Here is a 19206-nt window from a genome sequence, read left to right on the forward strand (position 1 = left end):
CGTTAGTCGTGGAACATAATGGAAGCGGGTAGGGAAATTGTCGGATTGCCCGCGAAGCCAATCCTGTCGCCGGCTTGGCCGCTTAAGGATATTCCTTGCCGCCAGTCCGCGCGGAAACGGCGCGGGCAGACTACAATCGAGCCAACGGACGGAAGATATTTCCTTATTGGATTAGCCGCGTGCAAGGGTAACCTATATTCCATAATGATGCGTATAATGCCCCACAAGACGTTTCGTTATTATGGAAATGAAGTTTCCCGCTGAGAGGAGAAAACAACAATGGCAGCAGTCGTCCCGGTGATCACCATCGACGGACCGAGCGGTGCAGGGAAAGGTACGTTGTGTAAAGCATTGGCGGAAGCATTGCAGTGGCATTTGCTCGATTCCGGTGCCATTTACCGGGTTTTGGCGTTGGCGGCATTACACCATCAAGTGGATATCAGTGCCGAAGACACCCTTGTTCCTCTGGCCGCGCACCTTGATGTGCATTTCAAGGTACTGGACGGGCAGTTGGAAATCGTGCTGGAAGGGGAAGATGTCGGCCAGGAAATCCGTACTGAAACCGTTGGCAATACCGCCTCGAAAATCGCCGCTTTTCCGCGGGTCCGCGAGGCATTGCTGCGCCGCCAGCGCGCTTTTCGCGAAGCGCCGGGGCTTATCGCCGACGGCCGGGATATGGGCACGGTGGTGTTCGCCGACGCGCCGGTGAAGATTTTTCTTGACGCGTCGCCGGAAGAAAGAGCGCACCGACGCATGCGGCAGTTGCAGGAAAAGGGCTTTAGTGTTAACTTTGAACGCCTTTTATCCGAGATAAAAGAACGGGACAGCCGCGACAGGAATCGTCCGGTGGCGCCGCTGATACCGGCGCCTGACGCGCTGGTACTGGATTCCACCAGTATGACTATCGAAGAAGTGATAGCCCAGGCGTTAAGCCATTCCCGACGGATCCTGGCGTTAGCATAGCTGTGCATGAATCAAATACCCTGTTGCAAGGACCGGCAACGGGGCGTGTAAAACAACCCCATCAAGCAGGATGCCGGATGGACGTTAATCAAAAACACCTGAAGATTATCAAATATGACAGAATCTTTTGCTCAACTCTTTGAAGAATCCCTGAAAGAAATCGAAACCCGCCCCGGTTCGATTGTACGCGGTACCGTTGTATCCATCGATAAAGATGTCGTTCTGGTTGACGCCGGACTGAAATCCGAATCCGCCATTCCCATTGAACAGTTCAAAAATGCCCAGGGCGAACTGGAAATCAAGGTCGGCGATCAGGTTGACGTTGCGCTTGACGCAGTGGAAGACGGTTTCGGCGAGACACTGCTGTCCCGTGAAAAGGCCAAGCGCCATGAAGCCTGGCTGATGCTGGAAAAAGCCTACGAAGAAGCCGCTACCGTTACCGGCATCATCAACGGCAAGGTCAAGGGCGGCTTCACCGTCGAACTGAACGGCATCCGTGCGTTTTTGCCGGGTTCGCTGGTGGACGTGCGTCCGGTACGCGATACCCTGCATCTGGAAGGCAAAGAGCTTGAGTTTAAAGTGATCAAGCTGGACCAGAAACGCAACAATGTCGTCGTTTCCCGTCGTGCGGTCATCGAATCCGAAAACAGCGCTGAACGTGACCAACTGCTGGAAAACCTGCAGGAAGGCATGGAAGTCAAGGGTATCGTCAAGAACCTTACCGACTACGGCGCCTTCGTTGATCTGGGCGGCGTGGACGGCCTGCTGCACATTACCGATATGGCCTGGAAACGCGTTAAGCATCCGAGCGAAATCGTCAATGTCGGCGATGAAATCACCGTCAAGGTTCTGAAATTCGATCGCGAACGCACCCGTGTTTCCCTGGGCCTGAAACAGCTTGGCGAAGATCCGTGGGTTGCTATTGCCAAACGTTATCCTGAAGGTACCCGCCTGACCGGCCGCGTCACCAATCTTACCGATTACGGCTGCTTCGTTGAAATCGAAGAAGGCGTTGAAGGTCTGGTGCACGTTTCGGAAATGGATTGGACCAACAAGAACATCCATCCGTCCAAGGTTGTCAACGTGGGCGACGTGGTTGAAGTGATGGTGCTGGATATCGACGAAGAACGCCGCCGCATTTCCCTGGGCCTGAAACAGTGCAAAGCCAACCCGTGGCAGCAGTTCGCCGAAACCCACAACAAGGGCGACCGCGTTGAGGGCAAGATCAAGTCCATTACCGATTTCGGTATCTTTATCGGCCTGGACGGCGGTATCGACGGTCTGGTCCATCTGTCCGATATTTCCTGGAACGTGGCCGGTGAAGAAGCCGTGCGCGAATACAAGAAAGGCGACGAAATTGCCGCCGTTGTGCTGCAGGTGGACGCAGAACGCGAACGTATTTCCCTCGGCGTGAAGCAGCTGGCTGAAGACCCGTTCAATAACTATTTGTCTTTGAACAAGAAAGGCACCATTGTTACCGGTAAAGTCACTGCAGTTGACGCGAAAGGTGCTACAGTTGAATTAGCAGGCGGCGTGGAAGGATATCTGCGCGCCTCTGAAGCCTCGCGTGACCGCATTGAAGACGCTACACTGGTTCTGAACGTGGGCGACGACGTTGAAGCAAAATTCACCGGCGTTGATCGTAAAAACCGCGTTGTGAGCCTGTCGGTACGTGCCAAGGACGAAGCTGACGAGAAAGAAGCTATCGCTACTGTGAATACCAAGCAGGAAGATACCGGCAACTTCTCCAGCGCTATGGCCGAAGCGTTCAAAGCAGCTAAAGGCGAATAATAAGGGGGAGCGGTTTTATCGCCGCTCCTGGACGGTAGCTAAGTGAGTCGCGCGCCGCTTTGATGATGGTGGGTGCGCGAACTTGGAGGAACTATGACCAAGTCTGAACTTATTGAAAGACTTGCTGGCCAGCACGCTCATATACCGGCTAAAGTTGTTGAGGATGCGGTGAAAGAGATGCTTGAACATATGGCGACTACCCTCGCCAGCGGTGAGCGCATCGAAATCCGTGGTTTCGGCAGTTTTTCGCTTCACTACCGTGCACCGCGAGTCGGACGTAACCCGAAAACCGGGGATAAAGTGGAATTGGAAGGCAAATACGTCCCCCATTTCAAACCCGGCAAGGAATTACGCGACCGCGCCAATATTTATGGTTCATAACGCAAAGATCATGCTATAAGCGCGTTTGAAAACCTCGCATATAAGACACCTTCGGGTGTCTTTTTTTTGTTTTCGCGGTAGGGATAACGTCCTAAGCGGTAAGAAAATGCACGTGAATACGCATCATTAGCTGTATCGCTGCAATCACAGCACTCTTTGCCGAACGGGCCGCGATAACTGATCATAGGGCGATGGCGCCGCCCGTCAGGCTATTCCACAATCGGTTGATACTCCCCTCCCGGGGCCTGCTGATTCATTTCCTGACGGATCATGGATGCCGATATCTCTTAATCACCTTGCCCTGTCCGCCATTCTCGGCGTGCTGCCGCTGACCTTGCTGCCGCAATTGCCCGGCACGGCGACGCTTTACGGCATTATGGCCGCAGCCTGGCTGCTGGTCATGAGCCGGGCATATTTCCCGCTGCTGGCGGCCGTTGCCTTGGCGAGCTTTGTCTGGGGATGCTGGTGCGCCGGGCATCTATTACAGCAAACCTCGCAACTGTCCAGGCCCATAATCACCGTACAGGCTACCATCGCCAGCATCTCTTATACTGAGCATCCCCGCTCAAGGGCGCTAATAAAAATTACCCACGCCGGCGTCCGGCGGGTCTTCCCGCCGGTTTATGCCTCGGTAGGCTGGGCGTCGTTGCCGTCGCCGTGGTGCGCCGGCCAGCAATGGCGGATGACCTTGAAACTGCGGCCACAGCACAGCCGCCTGAATGAGGGCGGTTTCGACAGCCAGCGCTGGGGCATCGCCAATCATCAGCCGCTGGTGGGACGAGTCATCAAGGCCAGGGTTATAGATGTCCGCTGCAACCTGCGCCAGCGGCTGATAGATAATTCATATCGGCATATCAAGGGGCTTGACTGGCCGTCAATCCTGCTGGCGCTGGCTTTCGGCGAGGGTAAAACCATGCCGGAGAATATCCGATTGGCACTGCAGCAAACCGGCACCGCCCATTTGATGGCCATCTCCGGCCTACACATCTCCCTTGCGGCCATGTTCGGCTGGCTGGTGGGGCGGGGCGGGCAGTTTTTCCTGCCGATGCGCTGGATAAGCCCGGCCATGCCTTTGGCGGTGAGCTGGCTGACCGCCGCGGGCTACGTCTGGATCTCCGGCGTCAATTTTCCGGCGGTCCGGGCCCTGATTGCGCTGTCCTTGTGGATCCTGCTGCGTATACGCGGAGCCCATTGCAGCGCCTGGCAAGTCTGGCTGTGGTGCGTCGCCCTGATACTGGTTACCGACCCTCTTAGCGTGCTGTCCACCAGTCTGTGGTTATCCTGCCTGGCGGTATCGGCACTCATTATCTGGTTTCAATGGGCGCCGCTGCCGGTTGGCTGCCAATCCGGCAAGCGATGGCTCGTCCTGCGCTGGCTGCATCTGCAAACCGGCATGACCCTGTTGCTGCTGCCGCTGCAATGGGGTCTGTTCCACGGCGCCAATCCCTGGTCCTTACCCGCCAATCTCTGGGCGGTGCCGCTGGTTTCATTCATCACCACCCCGCTGATTCTTTCGGCCCTGTGTTTTACCCTGCAGCCGCAGGTGGGCGCGTTATTATGGCGTTTGGCAGACTACTCCCTAGACTGGGTGTTCATGCCATTGCCCAGATTGCAGCGAGGCTGGTTTGAGCTGGCGGAAACCGGCATGGCTTTCAGTATCGGCGGCTGGCTGGCGGTGGTTATCTGGCGCTTCGGCTGGTGGAAAACCTATGGGTTGAACATGGCGGTGATAAGCGCTCTGCTGTTGCAGCCCAAGGAAAACCAGCGTCCACGCTGGCGGCTGGATATGCTGGATGTGGGCCACGGCCTGGCGGTGGCCGTGGAACGCAACGGCCGGGTGTTTTATACGATACCGGCGTCAGCTGGAAAGGCGGCGACATCGGCAAAGCTGAAATCGTGCCTTATTTCATCTGGCGCGGCCTGGCGCCGGAGGCCATCTGGCTGAGCCACAGCCATCAGGATCATATCGGCGGTTTGGATACCCTTAAGAAGGTCTATCCCCGTGTCCCGGTGGCCAGCTCCTATCGCGCCGACGATCACCGGCCCTGTCTCAAGGGACAGCGCTGGGTCTGGCAGGGGTTGCGCTTTGAGGTGCTGTGGCCGCCCAAGCAGGTGGCGAAAGCCAATAATAATGATTCGTGCGTGATTCGAATCGATGACGGCAAGTATCGGGTGCTGCTGACCGGCGATATCGAAGCGCCGGCTGAGCGAGCCCTTATCCGCGCCGGCCGCGGTTTATTGCGGGCGGATATTTTGCAAGTGCCGCACCATGGCAGCAAAACTTCGTCCACCAGACCGTTTTTGAGAGCGGTGCGGCCCAAGGCCGCCCTGGCATCGGCGGCGCGTTTCAACCAGTGGCGTCTGCCGGCGGAAAAGATCCGTCTTCGATACCGTCAAGAGGGCATTCCCTGGCACGATACCGGACGATCGGGACAGATCAGCGTGCGGTTTTACGATGATAAATGGGTGATAAAAGATTATCGGGAACAAATAATGCCCCGATGGTATCACCAGTGGTTTGGCGTCCAGGCGGATAATGGGTAGAATGGTCGGCTATTTAGTCTAAGCGCTGGTTAATTAAATGCTAAATGATAAAGATCTCTCCACGTGGCAGACGTTTCGTCGCCTCTGGCCGATGATCTCCCCTTTTAAGACCGGCTTGATCGCCGCGTCTATTGCGGTGATTCTTAATGCTGCCAGCGATACGTTAATGTTATCTCTGCTTAAGCCTCTTTTGGATGATGGCTTTGGTAAAACCAACAGCCGAATCCTGGTCTGGATGCCTCTGGTGGTCATCGGTTTGATGATAGTGCGCGGGGTGACCGGATTTGTCTCAAGCTACTGCGTGGCATGGGTATCCGGCAAGGTGGTGATGCAGATGCGCCGTCGGCTGTTCAGCCATATGATGGGCATGCCGGTATCCTTTTTCGATCAGCAATCCACCGGCACGCTCCTGTCGCGCATCACCTATGACTCGGAGCAGGTGGCTTCGTCGTCGTCCGGCGCGCTGATAACCGTCATCCGTGAAAGCGCCTCGATTATCGGCCTGTTTGTCATGATGTTCTATTACAGCTGGCAGCTCTCCTTGATCCTGGTGGTTATCGCGCCCATCGTCTCCGTGTCTATCCGTCAGGTGTCCAAGCGTTTTCGCAATATCAGTAAAACCATGCAGAATACCATGGGCCAGGTCACCACCAGCGCCGAACAAATGCTCAAGGGACACAAAGAAGTATTGATTTTCGGCGGCCAGAAGGTGGAAAGCGAACGCTTCGACCATGTCAGTAACCGGATGCGGCAGCAGGGCATGAAAATGGTGTCCGCCGCGTCGGTATCCGACCCGGTGATCCAGTTTATCGCTTCCCTGGCACTGGCCTTTGTGCTGTATGCCGCCAGTTTCCCAAGCGTTATGCAAAACCTGACCGCCGGGACCATCACGGTAGTGTTTTCATCCATGATTGCCCTGATGCGGCCGCTGAAATCCCTCACTAACGTCAACGCGCAGTTTCAGCGCGGCATGGCGGCCTGCCAGACCCTATTCGCCATTTTGGATATGGAAAAGGAAAAGGATGAAGGCACGCGGGTTGTCGAGCGCGCCGAAGGAAATATTGAATTCCGTCACGTGACCTTCTCTTACCCGGGCTCCGATGTACCCTCGCTGCGGGATATCAATCTGACCATCCCAGCGGGTAAAACCGTGGCGCTGGTGGGACGTTCGGGTTCCGGAAAATCCACTATCGCCAATCTGCTGACCCGTTTTTATGACGTGCAGGAAGGACAGGTGCTGCTGGACGGCTATGATCTGCGGGAATATACCCTGCCGTCGCTGCGGGATCAGGTGGCGCTGGTGTCACAAAATGTGCATCTTTTCAATGACACCATTGCCAATAATATTGCCTATGCCCGCAAGGACCGGTTCACCGCGGCGGAAATCGAGAATGCGGCCCGCATGGCTTACGCCATGGACTTTATTGAAAAAATGGAGCACGGGCTGGATACGGTAATCGGCGAGAACGGCGTATTGCTCTCGGGGGGACAGCGCCAGCGCATCGCGATTGCCCGTGCGCTGCTGCGCGACTGTCCGGTGTTGATTCTTGATGAAGCTACTTCGGCGCTGGATACCGAATCGGAACGCGCCATACAGAAAGCGCTGGACGAACTGCAGAAAAACCGCACCTCGCTGGTGATTGCCCATCGGCTGTCAACCATCGAAAAAGCGGATGAAATCCTGGTGGTGGAAGACGGCAGAATCGTTGAGCGCGGCTCGCACGGAGAGCTATTGGCTAAAAAAGGCGCCTATGCCCAACTCTACCGGCTGCAGTTCGGCAATGATTGATCGCATCTGGTTCGGCGGAACGCGGTGGTATTGGCTTTTACTGCCCTTTTCCTGGCTGTACGGACTGGTGAGCGCCCTGATTAAAGCCAGCTACCGGCGGGGCTGGCGCAAAACCTCGCGTTTCCCGTTGCCGGTGGTGGTGGTGGGAAATCTGACGGCGGGGGGCAATGGAAAAACGCCGGTGGTATTGTGGCTGGTGACGCATTTGCAGCAGAGGGGATGGCGGGTCGGCGTCGTTTCCCGCGGCTATGGCGGCCGGGCCGAACGGTATCCGCTGCTGCTGGACGACAAAACCCATCCCCGGCAGGCCGGGGATGAGCCGGTGCTGATTTTTCAGCGCACCGGCGCACCGGTGGCGGTCTCCCCCAGCCGCGTCGACGCGGTGAAGGCCTTGCTGAAACAGCAGCCCCTGGATGTGGTGATTACCGACGACGGATTGCAGCATTATGCGCTGGCCCGCGATATCGAATGGGTGGTGATAGACGGCGAGCGGCGGTTCGGCAACGGTTGGTGGCTGCCGGCCGGCCCGATGCGCGAGCGTGCCTATCGGCTAAAAAGCGTCAGCGCAATCATCACCAACGGCGGCTGTGCGCTGCCGGGGGAGGTGCCGATGCGGCTGCTGGCGGGGGAGGCCGTTAATCTTGTCAGCGGACAGACCCGGCAAGTGGAAAGCCTTTCCCAGGTGGTGGCAATGGCGGGCATCGGCCATCCGCCACGCTTTTTTGCCACGCGGCGCGCACAGGGCGTCGAGCCGGTACGGGAAGTCTCCTTCGCCGATCATCAGTCCTATCGGCGCGAACAGCTGTCTGTCCTGACCTCACCGGGACAGGTCCTGGTAATGACGGAGAAAGACGCGGTTAAATGCAGGGAGTTCGCGCAGGAGAACTGGTGGTATATCCCGGTAAATGCCCGATTGCCGGAGGGGGATGAAGAATCGTTGCTAGCACCCATTGAACAACTTATCCGGCGCTATCGCCAAGGAACCGCGCCTTCGAATTGACCAGCCCAAAAAAACAATCGGCCCGATGGGGATACCATCAGGCCGAGAGAGCGATGTATTTCTTGCTTAGCGGCTAAAATTAGCGAACATAGCAATGATTTTATTTACTGTTTTCATGGCAGGTTGTCTCTTAAATTCCGAAACTGTGATGTGGCTCACAAAAAATACTACGCTTTTAACAGCTCGAGATCAATCACCTTTGTACAAAATTTGATAGTTATGGCCTCCTGTTGCGATAGGCAGGGGGTGGCGATGTTCTCAGGCACTCTTCTGGCTCCTCACACACTATTGCGGCACTCTTCCATTCCCGCCCGGCAGCGCAATATGCTATCCTCAGGGCCATCAACCCATGGCGGGATATGTAGGCTGGAGGAAACATGGATCATCGTTTACTGGAAATCGTAGCGTGCCCGGTATGTAATGGGAAACTTTATTTTAACAAAGAAAAACAAGAGCTTATTTGCAAGTCAGACGCCTTGGCTTACCCGGTTCGCGACGGTATCCCGGTCCTGCTGGAAAGCGAGGCCCGCGCAATGACCCTGGACGAGACAAATCAATGAGTTTTGTTGCTATTATTCCCGCACGGTTCGCATCCAGCCGTTTGCCGGGCAAACCGCTGGCGGATATCAATGGTAAGCCGATGGTGGTGCATGTGATGGAGCGGGCCCGTGAGTCCGGGGCGGATCGTGTCATTGTGGCCACCGATCATGCCGGCGTGGTGGACGCGGTCAGGCAGGCGGGCGGTGAGGTCTGCCTCACGCGGGCCGACCATCACTCCGGTACCGAACGCCTGGCGGAAGTGATTGAACGCTATCAATTCAAAGATTCCCAAATCGTGGTGAATGTGCAGGGCGACGAGCCCCTTATCCCGCCGTCGATTATCCGTCAGGTCGCGGATAACCTGGCGAACTGCGAGGCGGGCATGGCTACCCTGGCGGTGCCGATCCGCACGGCGGAGGAAGCCTTTAACCCGAATGCGGTTAAGGTGGTCATGGATGCCAAAGGGTTCGCGCTCTACTTTTCACGGGCGCCGATTCCCTGGGATCGTGGGCGTTTTCCCCATCCCCGGGAACGGATTGGCGATCCCTTCCTGCGGCATATCGGCATATATCCCTATCGGGCCGGTTTTATCCGCCGCTACGTCGATTGGTCCCCCAGCCGCCTGGAGCAAATCGAAATGCTCGAACAGCTCAGAGTGCTCTGGTACGGTGAAAAAATCCACGTGGCGGTGGCCAGGGAAGTGCCGGGTCTCGGCGTGGATACTCAGGAAGAATTGAACCTGGTCCGCCAGCTGTTGCAACAGCCGTAATGCCAATACATTAAGATTGATACCGGATAAGCGGCGCTAATCCGGTATCATTGCCTCGATTACCGGTCTTTTCCGCTAAAGCTTGATCTGAAACGAGGAATTTTCCTGACGATGCCAGCATCATGACAAGTGTATATTATTCATTCTTTATTATTACTGGTTAAGGTTCTATCTGTCATGGAACAGTTGAAAGCGGAGTTAAGCGCTGTATTGGGCGAGCCTTTAAGCCGTCTCGAACGGATTAGCGAACAGCCCTACGCACACCTTTACGCCATGTACGATAAGGAAGGAAATCCGCTGTCTTTGCTGGCGAAAAGTTACGTCTGCCAGGGTATCGCCCAGCAGGAAGCCTACAAACTCTCCATGCTGGCCCGTGAGGGGGACGTGCGGTTGCCGACGGTATACGGACTGGTGGTCACCCAGCAAGCGCCTTATAAAGAGCTGTTGCTGATGGAACGCCTGCGCGGAGTTTCGGTGGAAGCGCCCACCCGGACGCCCCAGCGCTGGGCGCTGCTGAAAGATCATATCGTCGAATGCGTGCTGGCCTGGCATCGCATCGATAGCCATGGCTTAGTGGGCACGGTGGACAGTACCCAGGATAATACCTGGTCGAAATGGTACGCGCAGCGTATGGAAGTGATCTGGTCAACCCTGCTGAAAGTTTCGGCCCCGCTGTTGACCTATGAAGATCGAAGCTTATTGTTCCGCACCCGCCAAAGCAGGGAAAAGCTGTTCGCGGAAGACCCTGAAAACTGCGTGCTGGTGCACGGCAATCTTACCTTGCGCAGCATGCTGAAAGATTCCCGCACCGACCAGTTGCTGGCGATGCTCAACCCCGGCCCGATGTTATGGGCGCCAAGGGAATATGATCTGTTCCGGCTGTGCGAGGACGGCATGGCGAAAGAGCTATTGTACCATTACCTCAGCAAGGCGCCGGTATCGGAAGCCTTTCTTTACCGCCGCTGGATTTACGCTATCTGGGAGGCGGCGGCCCGCTATATCCACACCGGTTTTCTGGATCGCGGCGTGTTCCAACAGGCCGGTCCCGAGCTGCGGCCCTGGCTGGATTGACCCGCCCCTGAACTCAGGTGGCGGAATCGCCGGTCATCCTCTGCCAAAGTCCGCCGAGAGTCTCATACCAGGCGCGTTCCGTATGTCCCAGCCAGAGCGCCGAGGGATAGATCCGTTCCCAGAAATTCAACGCACTGGTCACTGCCAGCTGATTGGCCGGCACCGGAATCGGCGATAGGCCCGAGGCCTGGAAGAAACGCATTGCCCGCGGCAAATGATTGGCCGACGTCACCAGAAGAAACGGTGCCCGGCCCACCAGGGCTGCGACGCCGGCGGCTTCCTGCCCGGTATCGCGGGGCTTTTCCAGCTTGATGATATCCCCGGCCGGGACCCCGAGGCTTTCCGCTACCCGCGCGGCGGTTTCAGCGCTGCTGACCGGATTGTCCGCCGCCGCGCCGCCGGTGAAGACCATTTTGGACCCGGGATGGTTTCGGTACTGTCTGATACCTTCCACCACCCGCGGCAGGCTATTATTGACCAGGTTAGAGCTCGGCGCCCAATGGGGATTAAAGGTATACCCGCCCCCCAGCACCACCACATAAGCGATGCTGGTCCCGGTATCGTCATAAGTGGGATAGGCCGCTTCCAAGGGAGCGAGCAGCCTGTCCGCAATGGGTTGCAGGCTTAACAGCAGCAGGGTAAGCCAGCTTAGGGATACCAGGATTCTGCCGGTTATCTGCCGGCGGCTGAACCAAAGCAGAATAAGGCCCGCCGCCATCAGCAGCATAAGCAGCGGTAAAGGCGACAGCAGGCCGCCGACTATTTTTTTAAGCGCAAAAAGCATCAAAAAACGCTCCTATTGGGTGAAATCTAAGCAACCAGGCACGATCCGGCGCCATAAAGATCCATTCTAAGTCAGCCTGTGACAAAATAGTTTATTCACGGCGGGTTTATGGTAAAAACGCCTGTAGCGAACGCCATGCCCGGAGCATCTATCATGCAGGACCGCAATTTTGATGATATCGCCGAAAAATTCGTGGGTAATATTTACGGCACCACCAAGGGCCTGATCCGCCAGGCGGTGGTATGGCAGGATTTGCAGGAACTGTTGACCAGGTTGCCCTCGCGCCCGCTCTACATTCTCGACGCCGGCGGCGGAGAGGGGCGCATGGCCTGCCAACTGGCGGCCCTCGGTCATCGGGTATTGCTGTGCGATGTATCCGCCGACATGTTAGCGCGGGCGCGGCAACTGGCAAGTCTCCAAGGTGTGATGGATTACATGCAATTTGTACAAAGCGCCGCGCAGACCGTTGCCCCCCATTTGGAAAGGCCGGTTGATCTGATATTGTTGCATGCGGTCCTGGAGTGGGTAGCCGAGCCCAGGGAGCTATTGTACAAACTTTATGAATATCTGGCCCCGGCTGGCGCTCTGTCATTAATGTTTTACAATAAGCACGGTCTAGTTATGCGTAATATGATCCTGGGCAATATCGAATTTGTGAAATCAGGCATGCCGAAACGGAAAAAACGCTCGTTAATGCCGGATCATCCCTGCGATCCCGAACAGGTCTACGGCTGGCTGGCCGATATGGGGATGACCGTCAGCGGCAAAAGCGGTGTCCGGGTGTTTCATGACTACCTGCAAAACAAGCAGCAGCAACAGGATGATTTTCCGGCATTATTGGCGATGGAGCAGCGGTATTGCCGGCAGGAACCCTTTATCGGCATGGGACGCTACATCCACGTCATGGCGCATAAACTTCCCCTGAAGGATGGATTATGAGTGAATTTTCCCAGACTGTACCCGAACTGGTGGCCTGGGCGCGTAAGAATGATTTCTCTTTGTCGCTGCCCATTGAGCGACTGGCTTTTGTGTTGGCCATCGCCACCCTCAACAGCGAGCGGATGGACGGCGAAATGACCGAAGGGGAACTGGTGGACGCGTTCCGCCACGTCAGCAAGGGCTTTGAACAAACCCATGAAACGGTGACGCTGCGCGCCAATAATGCCATTAATGACCTGGTGCGCCAGCGATTGCTCAACCGCTTCATCAGCGAGCAGGTGGAAGGCAATGCCATCTACCGTCTGACGCCGCTGGGCATCGGCATCAGCGACTACTATATCCGCCAGCGCGAATTTTCCACCCTGCGCCTGTCTGTGCAATTGTCCATCGTCGCCCAGGAACTTCAGCGGGCGGCCGAAGCGGCCGAAGAAGACGGCGATGAATTTCACTGGCACCGCAATGTGTTCGCGCCCTTGAAATATTCGGTGGCGGAAATATTCGATAGTATCGATATGACGCAGCGCATCATGGATGAACAGCAGCAATCGGTGAAAGACGACATCGCCGAACTGTTGAACCAGGACTGGCGCGCCGCCATCGCCAGCTGCGAATCCCTGCTGTCGGAAACCTCAGGCACCCTGCGGGAACTGCAGGATACCCTGGAAGCGGCGGGGGACAAGCTGCAGGCCAACCTGCTGCGCATTCAGGATGCGACGCTGGGACACCAGCATCTCGTCTTTATCGATAAGCTGGTGCTTGACCTGCAGAACAAGCTGGATCGCATTACCAGCTGGGGCCAGCAGGCCATCGATCTCTGGATTGGTTATGACAGGCATGTGCACCGGTTTATCCGCACCGCCATCGATATGGATAAAAACCGGGTATTCGCCCAGCGTCTGCGGCAATCGGTACAGCACTATTTCGAACAGCCCTGGACGCTGACCTTTGCCAATGCCGATCGGTTGCTGGATATGCGCGATGAAGAATTGATGCTGCGTACCGAAGAAGTCACCGGCGAATTGCCGCCGGATATGGAGTACGAAGAATTCAATGAAATCCGCGAGCAGCTGGCCGCCATGGTGGAAAACGCCCTGGCGGTGTATAAGCAGCAGCGGTTGCCCCTGGATCTCGGCCGGGTGATGCGCGATTACCTGATACGCTTCCCGCGCGCGCGGCAGTTCGACGTTGCGCGCATTTTGGTTGATCAGGCCGTACGTCTGGGTGTGGCCGAATCAGATTTTTCCGGATTACCGCCGCAGTGGCAGGCAATCAACGATTACGGTGCTAAGGTACAGGCCCATGTCATCGATAAGTACTGAAGAAAACATGCCGGTTAAGCTGGCGAAAGCGCTGTGTAACGCGCTGTTCCCGGCGCTGGACAGCCAGCTGCGTTCCGGTCGGCATATCGGCGTCGAAGAGCTGGACAATCACGCTTTCCTGATGGATTTCCAGGAGGAGCTTGAGGGCTTCTATCGCCGCTATAACGTGGAACTGGTCCGCGCGCCGGAGGGCTTTTTCTATCTTCGCCCGCGGTCTACGACGCTTATTCCTCGTTCGGTATTGTCCGAGCTGGATATGATGGTGGGCAAGATACTCTGCTACCTCTATCTCAGTCCCGAGCGCCTGGCCCATGAAGGGATTTTCACCCAGCAGGAGCTTTACGACGAACTGCTCAGCCTGGCGGATGAAAACAAACTGCTTAAACTGGTGAATCAGCGTTCCACCGGCTCGGATTTCGACCGGCAAAAGCTGCAGGAAAAGGTCCGTACCTCCCTCAATCGTCTGCGGCGGTTAGGCATGGTGTGGTTTATGGGCAACGATGCCGCCAAATTCCGTATCACAGAAGCGGTGTTTCGTTTCGGTGCCGATGTGCGCAGCGGCGACGACCCGCGCGAGGCCCAGTTGCGTATGATACGCGATGGCGAAGCGATGCCTATCGAGCAGGCATTATCCCTGAATGACGAGCAGGACGATAATGACGCAAACGGCATGATGAATGACGGAGAGTCAGATAGCGCCGAGGATGAACAGGCATGATTGAACGTGGTAAATTTCGCTCATTGACACTGGTTAACTGGAACGGATTCTTCGCCCGTACTTTCGATCTGGACGGGTTGGTCACCACCCTGTCCGGCGGTAACGGCGCGGGAAAATCCACCACCATGGCCGCCTTTATCACCGCGCTTATTCCGGACTTGACCTTACTGCATTTTCGTAACACCACGGAAGCCGGGGCCACCAGCGGATCGCGGGACAAAGGCCTGCACGGGAAACTGCGCGCCGGGGTCTGCTATGCCGCCCTTGACGTGATCAACTCCCGCCATCAGCGGGTGCTGGTGGGTGTGCGGCTGCAGCAAATCGCCGGACGCGATCGCAAGGTGGATATCAAGCCCTTCATGATCCAGGGCCTGCCCGTCGCGGTGCAGCCCACGGAGATCCTGACGCAAATCGTCGGCGATCGCCAGGCGCGCGTGCTGAGCCTGCAGGAAGTCAAGGAACGGGTGGAAGAGCATGAAGAGGTGCAGTTTAAAATCTTCAATTCCATCACCGATTACCATTCCCTGATGTTCGACCTGGGGGTTATTCCCCGCCGTCTGCGCTCCGCCGCCGATCGCAGCAAGTATTACCGGCTGATTGAAGCGTCGCTGTACGGCGGCATCTCCAGCGCCATTACCCGATCCCTGCGGGATTACCTGCTGCCGGAAAACAGCGGCGTACGCAAGGCATTCCAGGATATGGAAGCCGCCCTGCGGGAAAACCGCATGACGCTGGAGGCCATTAGGGTCACCCAATCGGACCGCGATCTTTTCAAGCATCTGATTTCCGAGGCCACCTCTTATGTGGCGGCGGACTATATGCGCCACGCCAATGAGCGGCGCCTGCATCTTGATCAGGCGCTTTCCCTCCGGCGCGATCTCTTCAGCAGCCGCAAACAGCTGGCGGCCGAGCAGTACCGTCATGTGGACATGGCGCGTGAGCTGGCGGAAGTGATGGGCAGCGAGTCGGATCTGGAAACCGACTACCAGGCGGCCAGCGATCATTTGAATCTGGTGCAAACGGCCATGCGCCAGCAGGAGAAGGTTAACCGCTATCGCGACGACATCGATGAGCTGACCTTCCGCCTGGAAGAGCAGACCGAAGTGGTGGCGGAGGCCAGCGGGATCCAGCAGGATAATGAGGCCCGCCTGGAGGCCGCCGAGCTTGAGGTGGACGAACTTAAAAGCCAGCTCGCCGATTACCAGCAGGCCTTGGATGTGCAGCAAACCCGCGCCATTCAATACCAGCAGGCATTGCAAGCGCTGGAGCGCGCCCGCGAGCTCTGCCGGGCGCCGGATCTGACCGCCGACAGCGCCGAGCGTGAACTGGCGCTGTTCCAAGACAAGGAACAGGAAGCCACCGAAGCCCTGCTGCAACTGGAACAAAAGCTGAGCGTCGCCCAGGCGGCTCACAGCCAGTTTGAGCAAGCCTACGGGCTGGTGGAACGGATTGCCGGAGCTACGCCCCGCGGCGAAGCCTGGCAGGCGGCCCGTGAGCTGTTGCGCGACGCGGCCTCGCTGCGGCATCAGGCCGAACGGTTGCATCCGCTGCGCGGCCAGTTGAACGAACTGGAACAGCGTCTGCGTGAACAGCAGGACGCACAGCGTCTCCTGGCGGATTTCAGCAAACGTCTGGGGACCGATTACCAGCCGGAAGAGCTGGACGCGGCGCAGCAAGAGCTGGAGGCACAGGTTGAAACGCTGTCGGTTTCGGTGTCCGAGGCCGGCGAGCGCCGCATGGGGCTGCGGCAGGAATTTGACCAGCTTGCGCAGCGGCTGCAAATGCTGACCCAGCGTGCCCCGGCATGGCTGGCGGCGCAGGACGCGTTGACCGCGCTCGAAGAGCAGAGCGGCGAGCGCCTTGAAAGCGGCTCCCTGGTTACCGAGTATATGCAGCAACTGCTGGAACGCGAACGCGAGACCACGGTGGAGCGTGATGAAGTGGCCGGCGTCAAGCGGGGCATCGAGGAGCAAATTGAACGCCTGAGCCATCCGGGGGGCAGCGAGGACCTGCGTCTGGCTACCCTGGCGGAACGTTTCGGCGGCGTATTGCTCTCGGAAATCTACGATGATGTCACGTTTGACGATGCGCCATACTTCTCCGCACTGTACGGACCCTCGCGCCATGCCATCGTCGTGCCGGATTTATCCCGCATACGCGACCAGTTGGACGGCCTGGATGACTGCCCGGACGATCTCTATCTGATTGAGGGGGATCCGCAGTCCTTCGATGACAGCGTTTTCGGCATCGAAGAACTGGAAAAAGCGGTGCTGGTGAAAGTCGCCGATCGGCAATGGCGCTATTCCCGCTTCCCGGCGGTGCCGCTGTTCGGCCGCGCCGCCCGTGAAAACCGCTTGGAAAGCCTCAATGCCGAGCGCGACGCCCTGGCTGAACGTTATGCCACCCTCTCATTTGATGTGCAAAAGCTGCAGCGGCTGCATCAGGCTTTCGGCCGTTTTGTCGGCAGCCACCTAGGGGTAGCGTTCGAAAGCGATCCGGAAGCGGAGATCCGTGCGTTGACCAGCCGCCGCGGCGAGCTTGAACGGCTGCTGAGCGATCATGAAAACCAGCACCAGCAGCAGCGCCAGCAGTACGAATCGGCGCGGGAAGGACTCAGCCTGCTCAATCGGCTCATCCCCCGCATAAGTGTCCTGCTGGACGACACTCTGGCGGATCGACTCGAGACCATCCAGGGGGAGTGGGAAGAGGCACAGGATGCGGTGCGCTATCTGCAAACCCACGGCGCCGCCCTGGAGCAGTTGGAACCGCTGGCGGCGGTGCTGCAAAACGACCCCGAGCAGCATGAGCAGCTGCAGGCGGATTACCTGCAGGCGCAGCAAACGCAGCGCCTGGCCAAGCAACAGGCTTTCGCCTTGACGGAAGTGGTGCAGCGCCGCGCCCATTTCGGTTATTCCGATTCAGCCGGCATGCTGACGGAAAACTCGGACCTCAACGATAAGCTGCGCCAACGGCTGGAGCAGGCAGAAGCCGAACGCGGCCGGGCCCGGGACGCCTTGCGCCAGCATCAGGCCCGGCTCACCCAGCTGAATCAGGTGCTGGCGTCGCTGAAAAGCGCCTTCGACGCCAAACGGGACATGTACCAGGAGCTGACGCAGGAGTTGCAGGATATCGGAGTGCAGGCCGATGCCGAGGCGGAAGTGCGCGCCCGGGAGCGGCGTGATCAGCTGCATGCCTCCCTCGGCCAGAACCGCAGCCGCCGCAATCAGCTGGAAAAACAGATCACGTTCTGCGAGGCGGAAATGGACGGCCTGCAGAAAAAGCTGAACAAGCTGGAGCGGGATTACCACCAGATGCGCGAGCAGGTGGTGACGGCCAAGGCCGGCTGGTGCGCCGTGATGCGCCTGGTGAAGGACAACGGCGTCGAGCGGCGGCTGCATCGCCGTGAACTGGCGTACATGGAGGCGGACGATCTGCGTTCCATGTCCGACAAGGCCTTGGGCGCCCTGCGCCTGGCAGTGGCCGACAACGAGCATCTGCGGGATGTGCTGCGTTTATCGGAAGACCCGAAGCGGCCGGAGCGTAAAATCCAGTTCTTCATCGCCGTCTATCAGCATTTGCGCGAGCGTATCCGGCAGGATATCATCCGCACCGATGATCCGGTGGACGCCATTGAGCAAATGGAGATCGAACTGAGCCGGCTGACCGAAGAGCTCACCGCCCGCGAGCAAAAACTTGCCATCAGCTCCCGCAGCGTGGCCAATATCATCCGTAAAACCATTCAGCGCGAGCAAAACCGTATCCGTATGCTGAACCAGGGTTTGCAGGCGGTTAGCTTCGGCCAGGTGAAAAGCGTGCGGCTCAATGTCAACGTACGCGAGGCCCATGCCACCTTGCTGAGCGTGCTCAGCGAGCAGCAGGAGCAGCATCAGGATTTGTTCAGCAGTAACCGGCTGACCTTCTCCGAAGCCCTGGCGAAATTATACCAGCGGCTCAACCCGCAAATCGATATGGGGCAGCGGACGCCGCAGACCATCGGTGAAGAGCTGCTGGATTACCGCAACTACCTGGAAATGGAAGTGGAGGTCAACCGCGGTGCGGACGGCTGGCTGCGGGCGGAGAGCGGGGCGCTTTCCACCGGTGAGGCCATCGGTACCGGCATGTCGATATTGGTGATGGTGGTGCAAAGTTGGGAAGAGGAATCAAGCCGGCTGCGGGGTAAGGATATTTCGCCGTGCCGCCTGCTGTTCCTTGATGAAGCGGCGCGCCTGGACGCCAAATCCATCGCCACGCTGTTTGAGCTGTGCGACCGCCTGCAGATGCAGCTGATTATCGCCGCGCCGGAAAATATCAGCCCGGAAAAAGGCACCACCTATAAGCTGGTGAGAAAGGTCTTCAATAATCAGGAACACGTACATGTCGTGGGCCTGCGCGGCTTCGCCAACGAACTGCCCGCGCCGGCGCCCGTCGCGGCGCAGGAAGCATCCTAGCTTGGTCGGGACAGGCTGCCTGATCGTAAACACGCCGTGAACCCGTCCCTGGGGGCTCGATCCGCGCCGTCCCTGGCGCGGACGGTTTACTCTTCTGGCAGCCTGCCCCTCCCCATTAGCTCCGAGTATGCTTGTCAGCTGTGTGAGCCC

Annotated in this window: 13 protein-coding genes and 1 pseudogene; 13 read left to right on the forward strand and 1 reads right to left on the reverse strand. The window is 57.7% G+C overall.

The annotated features are described in order from the left end of the window. Positions 1-279: 279 nt before the first annotated feature. From cmk to GTU79_RS08500, 9 genes and pseudogenes are all read left to right on the forward strand, one after another. Entirely contained in the window at positions 280-963 is a 684-nt protein-coding gene (cmk, locus tag GTU79_RS08460; RefSeq protein WP_132922648.1) for a (d)CMP kinase, read from the forward strand. Positions 964-1077: 114 nt separating this feature from the next. Beyond that, positions 1078-2754, forward strand: coding sequence for a 30S ribosomal protein S1 (gene rpsA, locus GTU79_RS08465; protein ID WP_132922647.1), 1677 nt, complete (start codon positions 1078-1080; stop codon positions 2752-2754). Between the two features lie 93 nt (positions 2755-2847). Next, complete coding sequence (gene ihfB, locus GTU79_RS08470; protein ID WP_132922646.1) at positions 2848-3135, forward strand: integration host factor subunit beta; 288 nt, start codon at positions 2848-2850, stop codon at positions 3133-3135. A 400-nt stretch (positions 3136-3535) separates the two neighbouring features. Beyond that, positions 3536-5679 (forward strand): annotated as a pseudogene (locus GTU79_RS08475) (ComEC family protein). A gap of 37 nt (positions 5680-5716) precedes the next feature. Beyond that, positions 5717-7468, forward strand: coding sequence for a lipid A ABC transporter ATP-binding protein/permease MsbA (msbA, locus tag GTU79_RS08480; protein ID WP_214513841.1), 1752 nt, complete (start codon positions 5717-5719; stop codon positions 7466-7468). Then, complete coding sequence (gene lpxK, locus GTU79_RS08485) at positions 7461-8468, forward strand: tetraacyldisaccharide 4'-kinase (protein ID WP_214514130.1); 1008 nt, start codon at positions 7461-7463, stop codon at positions 8466-8468. Before msbA ends, lpxK begins: the two co-directional genes overlap by 8 nt. A 377-nt stretch (positions 8469-8845) precedes the next feature. Continuing rightward, positions 8846-9028, forward strand: coding sequence for a Trm112 family protein (locus GTU79_RS08490; RefSeq protein ID WP_132922640.1), 183 nt, complete (start codon positions 8846-8848; stop codon positions 9026-9028). Next, positions 9025-9777, forward strand: a complete 753-nt coding sequence (gene kdsB / locus GTU79_RS08495) for a 3-deoxy-manno-octulosonate cytidylyltransferase (protein ID WP_214513842.1) — start codon at positions 9025-9027, stop codon at positions 9775-9777. The genes GTU79_RS08490 and kdsB overlap by 4 nt, the downstream gene beginning before the upstream one ends. A gap of 177 nt (positions 9778-9954) precedes the next feature. Next, complete coding sequence (locus tag GTU79_RS08500) at positions 9955-10848, forward strand: YcbJ family phosphotransferase (protein WP_132922638.1); 894 nt, start codon at positions 9955-9957, stop codon at positions 10846-10848. A 13-nt stretch (positions 10849-10861) separates the two neighbouring features. On the opposite strand, the gene elyC is transcribed toward GTU79_RS08500, so the two are convergent. After that, a complete protein-coding gene (gene elyC / locus GTU79_RS08505) occupies positions 10862-11632 on the reverse strand; it encodes an envelope biogenesis factor ElyC (protein WP_132922637.1) in 771 nt (256 codons plus the stop codon). Positions 11633-11785: 153 nt separating this feature from the next. Between elyC and cmoM the strand changes: the two genes are divergently transcribed. From cmoM to mukB, 4 genes are read left to right on the forward strand one after another with little or no spacing between them, the layout of a single operon-like run. Next, complete coding sequence (gene cmoM, locus GTU79_RS08510) at positions 11786-12571, forward strand: tRNA uridine 5-oxyacetic acid(34) methyltransferase CmoM (RefSeq protein ID WP_203522209.1); 786 nt, start codon at positions 11786-11788, stop codon at positions 12569-12571. Further along, positions 12568-13890, forward strand: a complete 1323-nt coding sequence (gene mukF, locus GTU79_RS08515; protein WP_132922635.1) for a chromosome partition protein MukF — start codon at positions 12568-12570, stop codon at positions 13888-13890. The genes cmoM and mukF overlap by 4 nt, the downstream gene beginning before the upstream one ends. Next, positions 13871-14608: a chromosome partition protein MukE gene (gene mukE, locus GTU79_RS08520; protein WP_132922634.1), complete on the forward strand. Its 738-nt coding sequence runs from the start codon at positions 13871-13873 to the stop codon at positions 14606-14608. Before mukF ends, mukE begins: the two co-directional genes overlap by 20 nt. Then, positions 14605-19056: a chromosome partition protein MukB gene (gene mukB / locus GTU79_RS08525; RefSeq protein WP_132922633.1), complete on the forward strand. Its 4452-nt coding sequence runs from the start codon at positions 14605-14607 to the stop codon at positions 19054-19056. The genes mukE and mukB overlap by 4 nt, the downstream gene beginning before the upstream one ends. The last annotated feature ends 150 nt before the right edge of the window (positions 19057-19206 follow it).

The sequence above is a fragment of the Sodalis ligni genome, assembly GCF_016865525.2.
Classification (GTDB): Bacteria; Pseudomonadota; Gammaproteobacteria; order Enterobacterales; family Enterobacteriaceae; genus Acerihabitans; species Acerihabitans ligni.

Coding starts and splice junctions, on each gene's coding strand:
- cmk (WP_132922648.1), top strand. CDS start 280: ATGGCAGCAGTCGTCCCGGTGATCACCATCGACGGACCGAGCGGTGCA.
- rpsA (WP_132922647.1), top strand. CDS start 1,078: ATGACAGAATCTTTTGCTCAACTCTTTGAAGAATCCCTGAAAGAAATC.
- ihfB (WP_132922646.1), top strand. CDS start 2,848: ATGACCAAGTCTGAACTTATTGAAAGACTTGCTGGCCAGCACGCTCAT.
- msbA (WP_214513841.1), top strand. CDS start 5,717: ATGCTAAATGATAAAGATCTCTCCACGTGGCAGACGTTTCGTCGCCTC.
- lpxK (WP_214514130.1), top strand. CDS start 7,461: ATGATTGATCGCATCTGGTTCGGCGGAACGCGGTGGTATTGGCTTTTA.
- GTU79_RS08490 (WP_132922640.1), top strand. CDS start 8,846: ATGGATCATCGTTTACTGGAAATCGTAGCGTGCCCGGTATGTAATGGG.
- kdsB (WP_214513842.1), top strand. CDS start 9,025: ATGAGTTTTGTTGCTATTATTCCCGCACGGTTCGCATCCAGCCGTTTG.
- GTU79_RS08500 (WP_132922638.1), top strand. CDS start 9,955: ATGGAACAGTTGAAAGCGGAGTTAAGCGCTGTATTGGGCGAGCCTTTA.
- elyC (WP_132922637.1), bottom strand. CDS start 11,632: ATGCTTTTTGCGCTTAAAAAAATAGTCGGCGGCCTGCTGTCGCCTTTA.
- cmoM (WP_203522209.1), top strand. CDS start 11,786: ATGCAGGACCGCAATTTTGATGATATCGCCGAAAAATTCGTGGGTAAT.
- mukF (WP_132922635.1), top strand. CDS start 12,568: ATGAGTGAATTTTCCCAGACTGTACCCGAACTGGTGGCCTGGGCGCGT.
- mukE (WP_132922634.1), top strand. CDS start 13,871: ATGTCATCGATAAGTACTGAAGAAAACATGCCGGTTAAGCTGGCGAAA.
- mukB (WP_132922633.1), top strand. CDS start 14,605: ATGATTGAACGTGGTAAATTTCGCTCATTGACACTGGTTAACTGGAAC.